Origin of the sequence: Photobacterium minamisatsumaniensis (assembly GCF_050336695.1) — a bacterium.
Classification (GTDB): Bacteria; Pseudomonadota; Gammaproteobacteria; order Enterobacterales; family Vibrionaceae; genus Photobacterium; species Photobacterium minamisatsumaniensis.
Genome location: NZ_JAKJSI010000014.1, coordinates 48942 through 64417, shown reverse-complemented (window position 1 = coordinate 64417; position 15476 = coordinate 48942). Strand labels below are relative to the sequence as shown.

At 44.4% G+C, this 15476-nt stretch carries 18 protein-coding genes; 5 read left to right on the top strand and 13 right to left on the bottom strand.

Going from position 1 to position 15476, the window contains the following annotated elements:
- Nucleotides 1–48: 48 nt before the first annotated feature.
- From glpE to ftsY, 6 genes are all read right to left on the bottom strand, one after another.
- The gene (gene glpE, locus L4D78_RS06400; RefSeq protein ID WP_428466143.1) at nt 49–378 is read right to left on the bottom strand and encodes a thiosulfate sulfurtransferase GlpE; all 330 of its coding nucleotides are present in this window, start codon (nt 376–378) and stop codon (nt 49–51) included.
- A 27-nt stretch (nt 379–405) separates the two neighbouring features.
- A complete protein-coding gene (locus L4D78_RS06395) occupies nt 406–675 on the bottom strand; it encodes a hypothetical protein (RefSeq protein WP_428466142.1) in 270 nt (89 codons plus the stop codon).
- Between the two features lie 170 nt (nt 676–845).
- Nucleotides 846–1706, bottom strand: a complete 861-nt coding sequence (rpoH, locus tag L4D78_RS06390) for an RNA polymerase sigma factor RpoH (RefSeq protein ID WP_428466141.1) — start codon at nt 1704–1706, stop codon at nt 846–848.
- 122 nt (nt 1707–1828) lie between these two features.
- Nucleotides 1829–2755, bottom strand: coding sequence for a permease-like cell division protein FtsX (gene ftsX / locus L4D78_RS06385; protein ID WP_428466140.1), 927 nt, complete (start codon nt 2753–2755; stop codon nt 1829–1831).
- The gene (ftsE, locus tag L4D78_RS06380; protein ID WP_428466139.1) at nt 2745–3413 is read right to left on the bottom strand and encodes a cell division ATP-binding protein FtsE; all 669 of its coding nucleotides are present in this window, start codon (nt 3411–3413) and stop codon (nt 2745–2747) included. Before ftsE ends, ftsX begins: the two co-directional genes overlap by 11 nt.
- Before the next feature lie 3 nt (nt 3414–3416).
- The gene (gene ftsY, locus L4D78_RS06375) at nt 3417–4769 is read right to left on the bottom strand and encodes a signal recognition particle-docking protein FtsY (RefSeq protein ID WP_428466138.1); all 1353 of its coding nucleotides are present in this window, start codon (nt 4767–4769) and stop codon (nt 3417–3419) included.
- A 131-nt stretch (nt 4770–4900) separates the two neighbouring features.
- Between ftsY and rsmD the strand changes: the two genes are divergently transcribed.
- Both rsmD and L4D78_RS06365 read left to right on the top strand, forming a co-directional pair.
- Nucleotides 4901–5506, top strand: a complete 606-nt coding sequence (gene rsmD / locus L4D78_RS06370) for a 16S rRNA (guanine(966)-N(2))-methyltransferase RsmD (protein WP_428466137.1) — start codon at nt 4901–4903, stop codon at nt 5504–5506.
- On the top strand, nt 5503–5769 hold the full coding sequence (locus L4D78_RS06365; RefSeq protein ID WP_428466136.1) for a DUF1145 domain-containing protein: 267 nt from the start codon (nt 5503–5505) through the stop codon (nt 5767–5769). The genes rsmD and L4D78_RS06365 overlap by 4 nt, the downstream gene beginning before the upstream one ends.
- Nucleotides 5770–5847: 78 nt before the next feature.
- On the opposite strand, the gene L4D78_RS06360 is transcribed toward L4D78_RS06365, so the two are convergent.
- The 4 genes from L4D78_RS06360 to L4D78_RS06345 all read right to left on the bottom strand — a co-directional run bounded on the left by L4D78_RS06360 (nt 5848) and on the right by L4D78_RS06345 (nt 8559).
- A complete protein-coding gene (locus tag L4D78_RS06360) occupies nt 5848–6087 on the bottom strand; it encodes a YecH family metal-binding protein (protein ID WP_428466135.1) in 240 nt (79 codons plus the stop codon).
- 98 nt (nt 6088–6185) lie between these two features.
- The gene (locus L4D78_RS06355; RefSeq protein WP_428466134.1) at nt 6186–6515 is read right to left on the bottom strand and encodes a putative signal transducing protein; all 330 of its coding nucleotides are present in this window, start codon (nt 6513–6515) and stop codon (nt 6186–6188) included.
- A 76-nt stretch (nt 6516–6591) separates the two neighbouring features.
- Nucleotides 6592–7215, bottom strand: a complete 624-nt coding sequence (locus L4D78_RS06350; protein WP_428466133.1) for a lysoplasmalogenase — start codon at nt 7213–7215, stop codon at nt 6592–6594.
- Nucleotides 7216–8193: 978 nt separating this feature from the next.
- Complete coding sequence (locus L4D78_RS06345; RefSeq protein ID WP_428466132.1) at nt 8194–8559, bottom strand: DUF4145 domain-containing protein; 366 nt, start codon at nt 8557–8559, stop codon at nt 8194–8196.
- Between the two features lie 248 nt (nt 8560–8807).
- Between L4D78_RS06345 and L4D78_RS06340 the strand changes: the two genes are divergently transcribed.
- A complete protein-coding gene (locus L4D78_RS06340) occupies nt 8808–9140 on the top strand; it encodes a DUF2500 domain-containing protein (RefSeq protein WP_428466131.1) in 333 nt (110 codons plus the stop codon).
- A 26-nt stretch (nt 9141–9166) separates the two neighbouring features.
- Here L4D78_RS06340 and L4D78_RS06335 read toward each other — a convergent pair whose 3' ends face one another.
- Together L4D78_RS06335 and L4D78_RS06330 are read right to left on the bottom strand one after the other, a co-directional pair.
- Complete coding sequence (locus tag L4D78_RS06335; protein ID WP_428466130.1) at nt 9167–10171, bottom strand: acyltransferase; 1005 nt, start codon at nt 10169–10171, stop codon at nt 9167–9169.
- Between the two features lie 148 nt (nt 10172–10319).
- Nucleotides 10320–11042 (bottom strand): SDR family oxidoreductase, encoded by a 723-nt coding sequence (locus L4D78_RS06330; protein ID WP_428466129.1) that lies wholly within the window; start codon nt 11040–11042, stop codon nt 10320–10322.
- A gap of 563 nt (nt 11043–11605) precedes the next feature.
- Between L4D78_RS06330 and L4D78_RS06325 the strand changes: the two genes are divergently transcribed.
- Nucleotides 11606–13204, top strand: a complete 1599-nt coding sequence (locus L4D78_RS06325; protein ID WP_428466128.1) for an AbgT family transporter — start codon at nt 11606–11608, stop codon at nt 13202–13204.
- A 137-nt stretch (nt 13205–13341) separates the two neighbouring features.
- Entirely contained in the window at nt 13342–14178 is an 837-nt protein-coding gene (locus tag L4D78_RS06320; protein ID WP_428466264.1) for a LysR family transcriptional regulator, read from the top strand.
- Between the two features lie 12 nt (nt 14179–14190).
- Here L4D78_RS06320 and L4D78_RS06315 read toward each other — a convergent pair whose 3' ends face one another.
- Entirely contained in the window at nt 14191–15423 is a 1233-nt protein-coding gene (locus L4D78_RS06315; RefSeq protein ID WP_428466127.1) for an EAL and HDOD domain-containing protein, read from the bottom strand.
- Nucleotides 15424–15476: the final 53 nt, after the last annotated feature.

The following is a 15476-nucleotide window of genomic DNA, read 5'->3' as shown; positions in this document are numbered from 1 at the left end:
CTGGGTCGGTCTATATGACGCCAAGAGTAACAGGCAAGGCCTACTCCCCTAAGCGGCTTGAATACATGGGTATGATTGGCGCTTCCAAGCATCAAAACCGCCATCAAGACTGTAAACACAGTCATACCCTTGGTTGATAAGGTATTGTGCCGCACCTTGACTACTAATACCGTGATAGCACATCACGATAACAGGCTGCTCAAAATCCACCTCATCCATAAAGGCGACCATTGTATCATTGGTTAGGTGAAAGGCACCTTCAGGGTGAGCCAAGGTGTGTGATTGCGGGTCTCGTATATCGACCAGCACGGCATTTGAGGTTTGTTGGCAAAGTAATTCGTACGCCTTCTCGGCGCTAATATGTTCAAACTGATCCATTTCGGTACTGACTCTCTATTATTGTGATCAAACGCTACGATCCTTCTGATGGTCAAAACGTGACGATCGTCCGCTTTTAAGATCGGGCATCCATTCAGGCTTACTTCTATTGTACCCCACCAAGTTACTCACAACCCCATCGAGAATGTATGGGTTAATCCTTTCCTGAACATACTGCTCAAAGCCAGTCAGGGCAAGGCTTATGTTATCGAGATAATCACGGCACAAACTGCAGCGTTCAATTTTCAACCAGCTGTGGAAAAAGCTGTGGATTGCGTTGATAATGTGTTTCTGCAAAAAAGGATCCACTATATGTAGTTAGGATCATAATAAAAGCTGTGGATAAAACCCATGAGATATCCTCAGTAGCACCTATTCTGTGAACTATCTCTCAGATTTTAAGCATAAAAAAACCAGCCAATGGCTGGTTTTTTTGAAATTGAATTTGTGGATAGTTTTCAACGATCCTAGAGCGTATCACCCACCGCTTCTTTCAGCTTTTTCATCGCATTTTTTTCTAACTGGCGGATCCTCTCTGCGGATACACCATAGTGATCAGCCAGTTCCTGCAATGTGGATTTGTTATCTTCAAGCCAGCGAGAACGAACAATATGCTGGCTACGCTCATCAAGCCCAGCTAACGCAGTTGATAGGCGGTTATTTGCATGACTTTCCCAATTACTTTCTTCGTAGCCCAATGCCACATCTGAAGATTTATCTTCAAGGAAATAAACGGGCGCTGTATAGCTATTGTCACGATCATCATCTTCTGATGGCATTTCAAAGGCAGGATCTTGGGCCGCCAAACGCGATTCCATTTCCCGCACATCACTGGCATCGACACCGAGTTGCTCTGCAACCATCTCGACTTCAGCGTTGTTAAACCAGCCAAGCCGTTTTTTCGACTTACGTAAATTGAAAAATAATTTACGTTGTGCCTTGGTAGTCGCAACTTTCACAATACGCCAGTTACGTAACACATATTCGTGAATTTCAGCTTTGATCCAATGAACAGCAAACGATACCAAACGAACGCCAACTTCTGGGTTGAAGCGCTTAACTGCCTTCATTAGTCCAATATTACCTTCTTGAACCAAATCAGCCATCGGCAGGCCATAACCAGAATAGCCGCGTGCAACATGCACAACAAAGCGTAAGTGTGACATTACCATTGCTTTCGCTGAGTTAATATCACCATCAAAGTGAAGACGCTCAGCTAACTCGCGTTCCCGCTCCGCTGACAGCATTGGATAGCCGTTAACGCTCTGGATATAACTATCCAGACTATCAGCAGAAACTAAAGCCATTGAAGTCATCTCTTGTGCCATTCAACAAACCCCGTGTGTTTTTTGTACCAAAGCGAAATTGCTAGAACCCGCAATAATGCCCCGAAAGTGAACATCATTGCAAGTCGGTGGCGTAATTTACACTATTTATAGAACGAAAAACGTCAGATAGGTTCAATTTCTTTTAGGTGGCGTCCTGCAGAAAGACGCGCAGCCAATAAACCAAGGAATACCGAGATCATTAACAAGATCATGGTTTCATCCCAGCTTAGCCCGACCAAACGGAACTGGCTTTCATATAAATCAGCAAGCGTTGCCACCGCACCATCAAGCAGTACTGTGACTAATGCCGTTAAAATCCATGCCCCCGTACCACCGATCATGCCATACCATGCCCCTGTATATAGGTAGGGGCGGAGTATAAAACTATCGGTAGCCCCGACCAGTTTCATGACCTGAATTTCATCTTTTTGGTTGAGCACTTGAAGGCGTAACGTATTGCCTACAATTAAGAAAACAGCAAAAAGCATCAAACCAGAAATGAGCATTGCTAAGGTTGTCGCCAATTGCTTAATCGCGTCGAGGCGCTGCAACCAATCACTGTCTAACCTGACTTCTTCCACCGCTGTTTCGAGACGCAGTTTTGCCGCCAGTTGACTGGCTTTATCACTGGTTTGCCATGCTTCTTCAGGACGAACAATAAGTACTGCTGGCAAGGGGTTATCATCTAACAAACTCAGTGCTTGGTCGAAACCAGCTTGCTGTCTAAACTCAGCAAGGCCTTGTTGAGGGGAAATGTATTCAACCGATGCCACTTCTGTACGGCTCGTTAGCTGATCACGCACGCTGTTAGCAATGGTCTCTGTCGTTCCCTGCTCTAAGTACAGGGTTAATTGCGTAGGGCTTTGCCATACTTGAGCAACGAAGGTAATGTTCTTTGAAAACAGATAGAAACTCGCCGGCAAGGTCAATGCAAAGGCTAAAACCGCGAGGGTTAAAACATTGCCTAATGGCCGACGAAACATATCAGTTAGTGCTTGCTTACATTGCTGTTTATGCAAGCTGAAAAAACCAGTTTTGTTACGCGCCACGGGCGATCTCCCTTAGCATTCCCTGATGTAGGTCCAGTCGGCGATAGTTATGAGTTGTTAACAACGAGGTGTCATGGGTTGCCATTAATACGGTCACCCCTACTCGATTAAACTCTTCGAATAAACTCATAATTTGATTAGATAAAGCAGCATCCAAATTACCCGTAGGTTCATCGGCTAATAGGAGGAGTGGCTTGTTAACAATCGCGCGGGCAATGCCGACTCGTTGTTGCTCTCCCCCTGAAAGTTGGATAGGCAAATAACGGGCTTTATCCAGTAAACCGACTTTATCAAGTGCGGCCGATACCCGCCGCTTAATATCATTCTCTGTTGCCTGTTCGATCCGTAATGGCATCGCAACATTGTCATAAATGCTGCGATTCATGAGCAATTTATGATCTTGAAAGATAATGCCAATATTACGTCGTAAAAAAGGGATCTGCTTATTGCCGATCCGAGTAACATCGTGACCGTTGAACCAAATTTTACCGTCACTTGGACGCTCAATCGCACAAATCAGTTTCAGCAGGGTGCTTTTACCTGCACCTGAATGCCCAGTTAAAAACGCCATATCTGCGGGTTGCAGATGAAAATCTACTTTTTGCAGGGCCTGACGCCCACCTCGATAAGCTTTACTTACCTGCTGAAACCGAATCACGATTTATTCCTCGTCGCTAAATAACGCTTCAATAAACTCATCGGCAGCAAAAGGACGTAGGTCTTCAATCCCTTCACCAATGCCGATATAGCGGATTGGGATAGTAAATTTATCTGCTATGGCAAATATAACGCCACCCTTTGCCGTGCCATCGAGTTTCGTCAGGGTGATCCCCGTGACTGGCGCAACATCACTAAACAGTTTTGCTTGGCTAATGGCATTTTGACCCGTGCCGGCATCGACGGTGAGCATAATTTCATGCGGCGCTTCAGGATCAACCTTCTTCATCACTCGCACAATTTTGCGCAGCTCTTCCATCAGATTGCCTTTATTTTGCAGACGACCAGCGGTATCAGCAATCACGACATCCACATTTTTTGCTTTTGCCGATTCAATCGCATCGAAAATCACAGACGCGCTGTCAGCACCGGTATGCTGGGCAACAACTGGGACGTTATTTCGCTCACCCCAAACTTGAAGCTGTTCAACGGCTGCTGCGCGGAACGTATCTCCGGCAGCCAGCATGACAGACTTACCTTCATTCTGGAACTGCTTCGCCAGCTTACCGATAGTGGTTGTTTTGCCCACCCCGTTTACGCCAACCATTAAAATAACAAACGGCTTCTTGCTGGTATCAACAACCAAAGGTTGTTCAACTTTTGCCAGCATCTCACCCAATTCATCTTTCAATAAGCCATACAGCGCTTCACCGTCTTGCATGTCTTTACGGCTTGCTTTGTCGGTCAGGTTTTCAATGATTTTTAGCGTGGTATCCATGCCGACATCAGCAACCAATAGTTGCTCTTCCAGCTCTTCAAACAGCTCATCATCAATTTTCTTCCCGCGAAATAGCCCCATAAAACCAGAACCAAAATTAGTTTTAGTTCTTTTTAGGCCATTCATCAAACGGGCAAAAAAACCTTCGCTTTTTGGTTTTTCTTGCTCAACAACGTCGTCATTGCTGATGGCTGGATCAATTTCGGCCTCTGCTGCTTTCGCTACAGCTTCCGCTTCTGCCTCGGCTGCTGCTTTCGCCACAGCTTCCGCTTCTGCCTCGGCCGCTGCTTTCGCCACAGCTTCCGCTTCTGCCTCGGCTGCTGCTTTCGCCACAGCTTCCGCTTCTGCCTCGGCCGCTGCTTTCGCCACAGCTTCCGCTTCTGCCTCGGCTGCTGCTTTCGCCACAGCTTCCGCTTCTGCCTCGGCTGCTGCTTTCGCCACAGCTTCCGCTTCTGCCTCGGTCGTCGCTTTCGCTACGTCCGCATCAGTATGAGTGTTCTTTTGTTCGGTTTGCTCGGTTTGCTCTTCAGAGCCAAAACCCAGCCACGAAAATAATCCGCGTTTCTTTTTTTCTGCCATTGGCAAATCCTAGGGCTTGATTGGTACAATTTGCAGCTTAAAAACAAGTGTATACCTTAAGAGGTTTCCTAAATCGCGCATCTTAAGGTGGTTTGGGTATACTATCATTTTCTAAACGGTCGAAGAAATCTATGACGAGACGCAAACAACAAACAGGCCAAAATATGCCAAATAATCGCCGAGAAGGGTTCGTAAGGATCATCAGCGGACGCTGGCGTGGGCGTAAATTACCCGTTCATGATGTCGAAGGTCTTCGACCAACAACCGATCGTGTGAAAGAAACTGTCTTTAACTGGTTGGCTCAAGACTTGTTTGAGGCCAATTGCCTCGATCTCTTTACTGGTAGTGGTAGCTTAAGTTTCGAAGCCCTGTCACGTGGTGCAAGCCATGTCACTATGCTTGAACTGGATAAAAAGGCTGCTGAGCAACTGGAAAAAAACCGAGTTATGATTGGTGCTGATAATGCAAAAGTACACAATATGGATAGCTTGGCATTTCTAAAACAACCAGGCACACCTTGTGATATTGTTTTTATTGATCCACCATTTCGCAAAAACCTACTACCAGAGGTTTTTGCCTTGCTGGAAAAAAATAACTGGCTAACACCACACGCTGTTATTTACATTGAAGCAGAGAAAGAGCTCGGAGAGCTAAGTACTCCAGAGAACTGGTATATGAACAAGGAAAAAACAGCCGGACAGGTTTGTTACCGTTTATTTGAAAGAGAAGAAGCATGAAAGCATTAATATTACTCGCCAAAGCGGCCATTGGCTTTGTTTGGCTCGTCCTATTGTTTAATATTTTCAATCCATTTCCTGGCGTTGCCGCAATGGCGCTATACATTATGACCGCTTTTTTATTCATGATGCATGGCCTACAAATGCTGATTTTTATTGGTGCCTTTGGCGATAAAATCACGATGTCGCGGTGGGAGAAATGGTCAATCTTGATTTTTGGTATCTTTGCTTTACTCGATATCCGCCGTAAACACATGATGTAAAAATAAAAAAACGAGGCTCTTAATGGCCTCGTTTTTTATTTGCTATCGCAGCGATCAGTCTCACTAAAGCATTGATACTTAGTGGCTACACATACGCTCACGATTCGCTACAATGCACTCACCGTCTTGAATAACTTTGCGGCGTTCGAGAAAGAAAGACAACAAAGCATCAAACGTTAGATCTTGTTGACTGCAAGTATGGAAACGAACTTCTTCACCGTATTCGGTCTCCACAGCCTGCTTTAGGCTTGCTATGGTATAGGTCGCATCATCAGCTAGCAGCATATTCAACACAGTATGGGCATGGATCTGGGTCATAACAGTCGTTCTCACAGTATCAGTCAATTGCCATAGTGTAAGAAATCTTGCGGCTCTTCTTGTTGACGTAAGACAATAAATTGCATTTTAAATGTATGTTATTGTCTGTTCGTCGAATCACCCGCTTGTCCGCACTGCCAGCACAGCTCAAACTGCCCTTCATTTAACTCACCGCACTGATGACAATACCATTGTGGATGATCGCTTTTCTCATAGTGACTGATCAGATATTTCGCCTGAGTATACTGATCGCTATCAACCCACAATGTTACTTCAACCACTTCCATCGGAAGCTCGCCTGCCGCGGCAGACAGTCCTTCACCTCGCAGTTGAACATCAATGCCTTCACTTTCGAGCATGCCTTTAACACAATGTGCTTCTAACGCATTGATCGCTGTATACACCTGATACCATTTATCTGATGACATGTATGTCTCCTGTCATTGAGATCACGGCCTGCACAACATAAGAAATCCCCTCCTCAATAGAGGCGATCAGTTCTTACTAACCAAGCAAACTAGCAACAAACAATGATTGAGCAGCAAAATAGCTTCCCATTACCATAACCGTTGAGGATTTAAATGGCCCACGGAAGCGATCAATCGCGAGGCAAAGATCTGACACGATAAAGATGAGTGCCCCACAGAAAGCCAATAAAGCCGCCGTCGTACCAGATGTGAGCCAAAACTCACCGGCAGCCCAACCCATTTGTACAATCACGGCAATATACAAAGCGACAGGTAACATCATCGCCCCAAGGGACGGAAGCAACAGAAGAAAAACAATCACCCCTGCAGCCGCAAGCATAGCTGGTAGCCACCAAACCATACCTCCATCAAGCTGACTCCAGAAGCCAATAGAATAGGCAATGTGGGCAAATAGAAAACTCATAAGCCCCGGAATAAAACGATCTTTAGGCAGCATTAGCAAAATATCACCAACCAGTGACAATACAAGGCCGACGATTAGTGCATTATGGTATAAGCCTTCAAATTCAGCACGCCATGCCACAATGAGTAACAACAACATCGTGAAAGGTTTAAATAAATAAAATTGCCACTTAGGCCCATAATAAGAAGCCGTAATATGTACAAGAGCAGACAGAGAGATGGCTAACCAAACCCACATAGTTTCACCGTTATTGTTATAAACACCAAACTGAGCAACCCTTTGTCATCCAGAGGAAAGCATAGTTTAGAAAGTCATTACCGATTGTCTAGCAAGTGACATCAATAACTGGCTCCCAATCATATTAATTTTATCCTTCCTTTTATCCTCGTCTCCTGAGGGGCAATCACGAACATCTTCTTTATTATGATAAAAACAAAAAGCAATCGTTTGGCATGTTGTTGGCTAGTGAATAATTCAATTCATCATCAAAATAACATAAAAAACACCAATACAGCCCACCATTCAAGCATTAAATAAAAACAAAAAAGTGACTGAAAACAGGTGATTACACCAGAAAAATCAGCATTACCAATCACAAAAGAGATCCAGTAGATAAAAACACCAAATCACTATCATCAGCCCCTATTGCCTAAACAAAATAGAATTTTATGCATTTAGTCTATGGGCTACAGGGATACACGCATTACCGTAAAATTTCCAGAGCTTCTTTTATAGACCTAACACCGCCACACACCCTCTAAGCTAGATTTTTATAACTATCTACACTTAAGCTAAAGTAAAGTTTAAAATCACTATTCTAAGTTAATAAAAAAAACCATAAAAAACAATGGTATAAATACATGTAATTGACCAAAAATTACTTAAGAACAAAAAAACAACAACCCAATAAAACACAGTTTAAAATGGCAAAACGCACCATTACAGCCCTCCATAAATTATTTTTATGACAAGAATATGACAATTCAACTTGATTAACTGGTTAAAATAATGCTATTCTTATTGACATCATCTTTCTAGCAGCTTAATTAGGAGCCTCACTATGTTCACCACCTCACAAAAACAGGGACTTATGATGATCGCAGTAGTTGTCGGCTTAATGACGCTGCCAGTGATTTATTAAGTAAAAAAAATTCATAAAAAAAAGGTGCCTATGGCACCTTTTTTTTATGTCATTCTATCTCGTTCCCTCATTGACTAAGGGGTGAGATTTATCCGGTGCCAATGCTCAGAATAAAACCAAATCGCCAATGCTGTGACACCAATGACTAATACCGCCGCAGCCGTCCAAACAAAGCGACCGCTTCTTGGCGTCAATTCTTGTTCGCAAGCCTTGCAAGCGGCAATAAAGCCTTTCTTGTCATCTAACTTATAGCCTTCTTCATGCACCGTTTTATTACGTATTGACGCAACAAAGCGTAACGTCGGAATGATTTCATGCGGCAAGCGCTCTTCACAACTGGTGATCAGCTGGTGCAAACCTTTGCCTTCAGCGTGATAATGTTCTCGCAGTAAGTGTTCAATACGCCTTGAGCGCGTTACCACTAACTCAATGTTTGCCATAAATAACGATTCCTTTTTTACCTTTCTTTAACTTACCGCGAGTTGGCAATAAAACAAAGCAAAGAGACAGTGTTTTACATTTCCTCACTGAATTGATATCGCCAAAAGGCATCTGGGTAATCTACCTGGACATACTTGTTCATCAATTCCCAGCCAAGATCACGGTTTATCAGCACAGTAGTATTCTATCTTGCTTTCATCTTGAATAATGGCGTTTACACGATTTTCAAGTATCAAGGAGGACGCCAATGCCAACATGGATTGTCTTGGCTATTTTCGCTTTATTGGTTGCCGCTATTCTTTATTATGTACGTTTCTATCGTCACCATGTACTCGGTGAGAATGCACCAGAGAAAAAAATAGAGGTACAGATCCTCGACAAACAAAGTGTCGCAGTCATTGGTACCAAACCCGGTGAAGACGATGAAGAGTACTGGGTTTACGTTCAGCCAACAAAAGGCGGCCCTAAACGCGAATTTATGGTTGGGGTCCACTACTATCACGCACTCAACCCAGGCGATAGTGGGGTCATGACCTACAAAGGGGTGACTTTCTTACACTTTGCTCTTCAGCGAAATTAACATCAAAGAAATCTCACCAGTCCCCACTACGGTACCAGCCATGCCGTTTTGGGGTTCTTCGCCAATAGCCAACTCGCCCCGAGTGCCAAGCCGGTGATCACCACGGTCCAAAACGGGATCATGATAATAGGATGAAAGAAGTACCAGTCAAAGGCCCGAACTGGCCATAAAAAGATTGGATGTAATAAGTAAATACCTAAGCTATAGCGGCTCATAAAGGCTAATCGTTCAAGCCATTTTTCATTGATTTTATCCGCAACATAACGTCCAAGAGAAAAAATCATTGCCGCAATGAGGGCAGTATTGAGCGTTTTATACGACATCCAACGGCCAACGGTATATTCATCAAATGCAAATGTCTGGCTAATGACCATGTAATCTGTCAACAATAGTCCAATAGCTCCGAGTGGCAATAACCACTTCAACGTGGGCCATTTTAGCTGGTATAAGCTATAGCCAAAGACTAGGTAACCGCTATATAAAATAAATTCATAGCTCCAAGGCCCATCAATATGAAATAAAAATAACGTCGTCATCACTAGCCAGACAGATGTTAGGGCAATAACCGCAGTGCGATCATAACGCTGAACAAAATAGCGGAAGAAAGGGATGACAAAATAAAGAGGGATAAAGTAATAAAAGAAACCAAGGTGATAGTAGGTTTCATGAACAGGTAATGCCTTCAGAGTCTCCCAAGCCACATCCATTGAATACCCTGTCGGTAGCAACCCTGACAATACCGCATAAAAAATTGACCAGACAATAAATGGAAGCAGGACTTTACCCAATCGCCTTTGGATGTAATATTTCAGTTCAAACGGACGCTTATCCGTCAGCATCAATGCCCCGGTTATCATAATAAAGATGGGAACGGCCCAACGGCTAAAGCTATTAAAGGTCGTTGCGGTTATCCAGCTACTACTTGAAATGTCACCAAATAACTCTCGGTATGGGCCAAGTACATGAATAACGACAACGGCAACAGCCGCCACACAGCGTAGCACATCAAAAAAAACAACCTTCTCTCGCACACATCCCCCTAAACGATAACCACGTTTTGAGTTCAATATAGCAATAGCCACTGTCACCATAAAAGGAAGACAGCGGCTTTATCTCATAAGGAACAATAAAATAGATTATTGTATTTAATGATCTTTATGTGGCAGAGTAAATATCTGCCTATGGTTGCTGGCGAGTCGCAGCCAGAACAATCTCACGGATACACAGGTGCTGTGGCTGCTGATAAGCATAATTAATCGCGTTAGCAATATCTTGAGGTGCAATCACCCCACCCATGCCTTCTTTCCACTCTTCATAACCCGCTTTAATATCGTCACTTGATGTATGGCTTAACAGTTCTGTGTCAACCGCACCCGGCGCGATGGTAATAAAGCGAACATTGTCATCAGCAACTTCTTCTCGAAGGTTTTCAGTAATCGCATGTACTGCAAATTTAGTCCCGCAATAAGCGGCATGATTAGGAAATGTTTTACGCCCCGCAACAGAGCTGATATTAATCACTGTACCACCCTTACGTGCTTTCATTTTTGCTAATACGGCATGAATACCATTAAGCAGGCCTAAGACATTCACATCGAACATGGTCTTCCATTCCGCAGGATCTTGTTCGTGCGCTAAACCCAACAACATCATACCTGCATTGTTAACAAGGCAATCAACAGGGCCAAATTGCGCTTCCGCTTCTTCAATTGCTGCAGAAACCGCGTCACCATCAGTGACATCTACCTGACGGCACATAGCATTAGGTAGACCTAATGCAGTCAGACGATCAATACGACGCGCCAATAATAATAGAGGATGACCTTGTGCAGATAGCGTACGAGCAGTCGCTTCACCAATACCAGAACTCGCACCTGTGATTACAACCAAAGACTTAGACATAGTTTCACCTTTTATAGACTGAGAACAGAAGCCATTGGACTTTGCCAATAACCGAACCCACCAGCGGCCGTCTGATGATGTTGGGCACTATATAGCCCCTACCCATCAATGAAAAATATCAATTTATTTTGCTTACCATAAATTTTAGCTATGGATAAACACTCATGAGGTAGGAAAACAGCACTCGCGCCCATAAAAAAGTTATCAATTAGCTATCAAATCGTTATCAAATATAAATTATTAGAAAGCAAAGGTTCAATTTTGTGAATTAAAGCACAATTATCTTGTGCTTCATTTTCTAATCGCCTGATATGCGGTGCTATGAACTCGGTTAACAGCTGAGCAATAACCAACCACACACATAACAAATAGGGATAAGTTGATTGTCAAACATCACAAAAACAAAACTAAACATCAAAGAATTAACCAAAAATAGACAAAAAACCATCAAATGACATATTTAGACACAATTATATCTTGTTTCTGACATTAACAATGACGTAACCTTCTCCAAATAATAGACGTACCCATTGATGGGATTAAAACGATAAATGGAGGTCGTGATGCAATCACCTGCTTCACAGCAAACACAACAACAACCAAAGAAAACAGTTTTCACCCGTTTTCTAGATACTGTCGAGTGGCTAGGTAACCTACTACCACACCCAATTACCCTTTTTGCTCTATTCTGTTTAGCGGTTTTAGTCGCTTCAGGTGTGGCCGGTTACTTTGGCGTATCAGTTATTGACCCTCGCCCAGAAGGTGCTGCAGGCCGAGCTGCTGATGGCATGATCCATGTCGTTAGCTTATTCAACGCTGAAGGCCTACAGAAAATTGTAGCTAACCTAGTTACGAACTTCACAGGCTTTGCACCACTTGGTACCGTATTGGTTGCCATGCTTGGTGTTGCGATTGCTGAACACTCGGGCATGCTATCTTCAGCGATGCGTGGAATGGTAATGGGTGCATCGACGCGAATGGTGACACTGGTTGTCGTCTTCGCCGGTATTATCTCTAACACAGCATCTGAGCTTGGTTATGTGGTTCTAGTACCGCTTGCTGCGATGCTATTCCACTCTCTAGGCCGACACCCTCTTGCAGGTCTAGCAGCAGCCTTTGCTGGTGTATCTGGCGGCTACAGTGCAAACCTACTACTGGGTACTGTTGACCCACTGCTATCGGGTATTACCCAAACGGCAGCGCACATTATTGATCCGAACTACTCGGTTGGCCCTGAAGCTAACTGGTACTTCATGTTCGCATCAACATTTGCGATCACTATCATGGGTGCATTCGTTACCGAGAAAATCGTTGAGCCAAAACTGGGTAAATACAACCCTGAAGAAGCAAGCGAAGATCTTGGTAAGGATAAACTAGGTAAGATCACCGATCTTGAGAAGAAGGGCTTGAAAATGGCCGGCCTAGCAGCACTCGTTGTTGCAGCGCTACTTGCTCTTACGATCGTGCCGGAAAATGGCATCCTACGTCACCCAGACACTGGTCTTGTGGCAGGCTCACCATTCCTGAAAGGCATCGTGGCATTCATCTTTGTTTTCTTCGCTATCCCTGGTTTTGTCTACGGTAAAGTCGTTGGCACCATGAAGAACGACCGCGATGTGATTGATGCAATGTCAAAGTCAATGTCTTCAATGGGCATGTACATTGTACTGGTCTTCTTTGCTGCACAGTTTGTTGCTTTCTTTAGCTGGACAAACTTCGGCCAAGTCTTTGCAGTTGGTGGTGCTGACTTCCTACAGTCTATCGGCCTAACGGGTCCTGCACTGTTCTTTGCATTCATCCTAATGTGTGGCTTCATCAACCTGATGCTGGGTTCGGCGTCTGCACAATGGGCGGTAACTGCACCGATCTTTGTACCAATGCTAATGCTGGTTGGCTATGCGCCTGAAACCATTCAAGCGGCTTACCGTATTGGTGATTCGGTGACTAACATCATCACACCTATGATGAGCTACTTCGGTATGATTTTGGCTGTTGCGACCCGCTACAAGAAGAATCTTGGTTTGGGTACACTGATTTCAACCATGCTGCCATACTCGATTGTATTCACTGTAGGTTGGAGCGTGATGTTCTACCTATGGGTATTCGTATTCGGTATCCCAGTAGGTCCTGGCTCAGCAACCTTCTACAACATTGCTGGCTAAGACACACCGCTATATCGTGCGATATGCTTAAAATCAAAACGCCGGGCCTTGCCCGGCGTTTTATTTTGCATTTCACCATTGTGATACCCCCACAAGGCTTTATCATCATTGCATGCCTTTTTATGCGGGTTACCACTATGGACTTACGCTTACTCCGTTTTTTTGTCGCCGTTTACGAAGAAAAAAATATCACGCTCGCTGCCGAGCGCTGTTTTGTTTCCCAGCCCTCAATTTCAAACGCCATTAAACAATTGGAAGCTGAGCTGAACACACCACTGTTCGAACGTCATAAAAAAGGCGTGAACCTGAGCGATGAAGCGCATTATCTATACCCGCTAGCAGTCAGGCTATTGGCTGATGTGAATCGCCTTCCAAGCCTATTCCAGCAACGTACTGAGTGCTTATCACTTAAATTAGGTAACTTTCCAGACTTAAGTCAATCCGAGCTGGCCGGTGTCATGGCAAAGCTAAACGCAGATGTGCCGAATCTACTGCTCGAACTTGTCGATCATGATGCTCCCGCTGATGGCAGGATAACGCTGGATATATTTAAAGGAGATGATGAGATCTTTCTGCCATTATGGGATGAGGATTATGTGCTATGCATGCTGCCAGACCACCCATTAGCCCAGCACCAGCTTGTTCGCCCAGATCAGCTCCACCAGCATGATTTTATCGAGTGCCCCCCTTGCGAGGCACATCAGCAAACCATTGGTTTACTTGCCTGTGATGGATTAGCCGTTAACTTGGTTGCCAAGGGCGAGCATAAGACCCAAGTAATGCACTTAGTGCAAGCAGGGCTCGGGATTTCTTTTTTGCCAACCGGGGTGCTGGAAACGGCAAAGCGATTGGTAACAGTACCACTCGATGGCCCACGGATGTTTCGTCGGTTAGGGCTATGTTACCCAGCCAACAAGACACTAAATCCTGCATTGGCTGCGGCAGTAAAAGCGCTAAGCCAATATCAAAAATAGCACTCTCTTACCTTAGGCACTTACAGACCGGGGCGTTGCCTGTAAGTAAGATGATGACCACTTGAGTGCCGACTGGTAACTCCGAACTACCCGCTCTTCACTAATCGCTAGCTGCTCACAGCATGAGCTAACTCGCTCCCAGTCCGCCTGTTCATAAGCATCGAGTAGAGTCAGTATCTGCCCTAACACGCCTTCCCGCTTTAGGAGTGCATTGCACATATCAGGCTCAAGCGGGAGTAAGGGGATGAGCTCCTCTAATGGGCTATCTAACAGCGCGTCGATCAAAGAAAAGAGCCCGGTTAAAAAGGCTTTTTCTCCTGCGATGGATAAACCGCTGCTTTCGGCGAGTACTTCACACATCCGGCCCCGCTGGAGAGACATTGCATACAGCTCACGCGGCTTATCTATTGAAGCCTGTGCCGTCGCCACCGCGCTGACAAACATCTTCAGCTTGTCTTCTCCAAGGTAGACAAGGGCTTGGCGGAAGGTACTGATCGGCACCAAGGTACGACTCGCTGCAGTATTCACATAACGCAACAACAAATATGACAATGAGACATCTGCAATGATAATTTTTTCGATGCGATCAAAATTAACTTCTTCACGGCATACTTCTTGAAGTAACCGCAAAGTTGAAAGCCGTTCTGGCTCGATCAATCGATTTTTCACTAATTCTGGCTTGCTAAAATAGTAGCCTTGGAAAAAATGAAAACCCGCATTGAATGTCACCATAAAGTCTTCATGTGTTTCGACTTTTTCGGCCAAAAACATCAATTTACGGTGGCGGTTCTGAGCAACATACTCACACGCAACAGTAAGACCAATGGTCATCAAATCAAGTTTAATGATGTGCACATAAGGTAAGAATCGTTGCCAACGTTTGTCCATATCAAAATCGTCTAACGCAATAAGATACCCAAGCTTATTAAGTCGGCGAATCGCAAGAAACAACTCATCGTCTGGCTCGCAACTTTCCAGTACCTCGATCACAACCTGCTTTTTCGGCAGCAACATGGGTAATAACCGGATCAGGCTTTGATATGGAAAATTTATGAAGTTGCGTTTTCCTCTGGTCGCTGGGTTTTCACCTACCGCCATAAAGTTTTCAACCAGCAAGCGACAGGTTGCCTTATTTTCCTCGATGTCAGGAAAAGCATTATTCTCGCCATCACGAAACAACAGTTCATATCCAGCAGTTCGCTGCTGACGATTAAAAATGGGCTGACGTGCGACATAGGAATACATGGTTGAGCTACAAACCCCGAGCATCAAAGCTATAAACAAGAACAAAGCCGAGG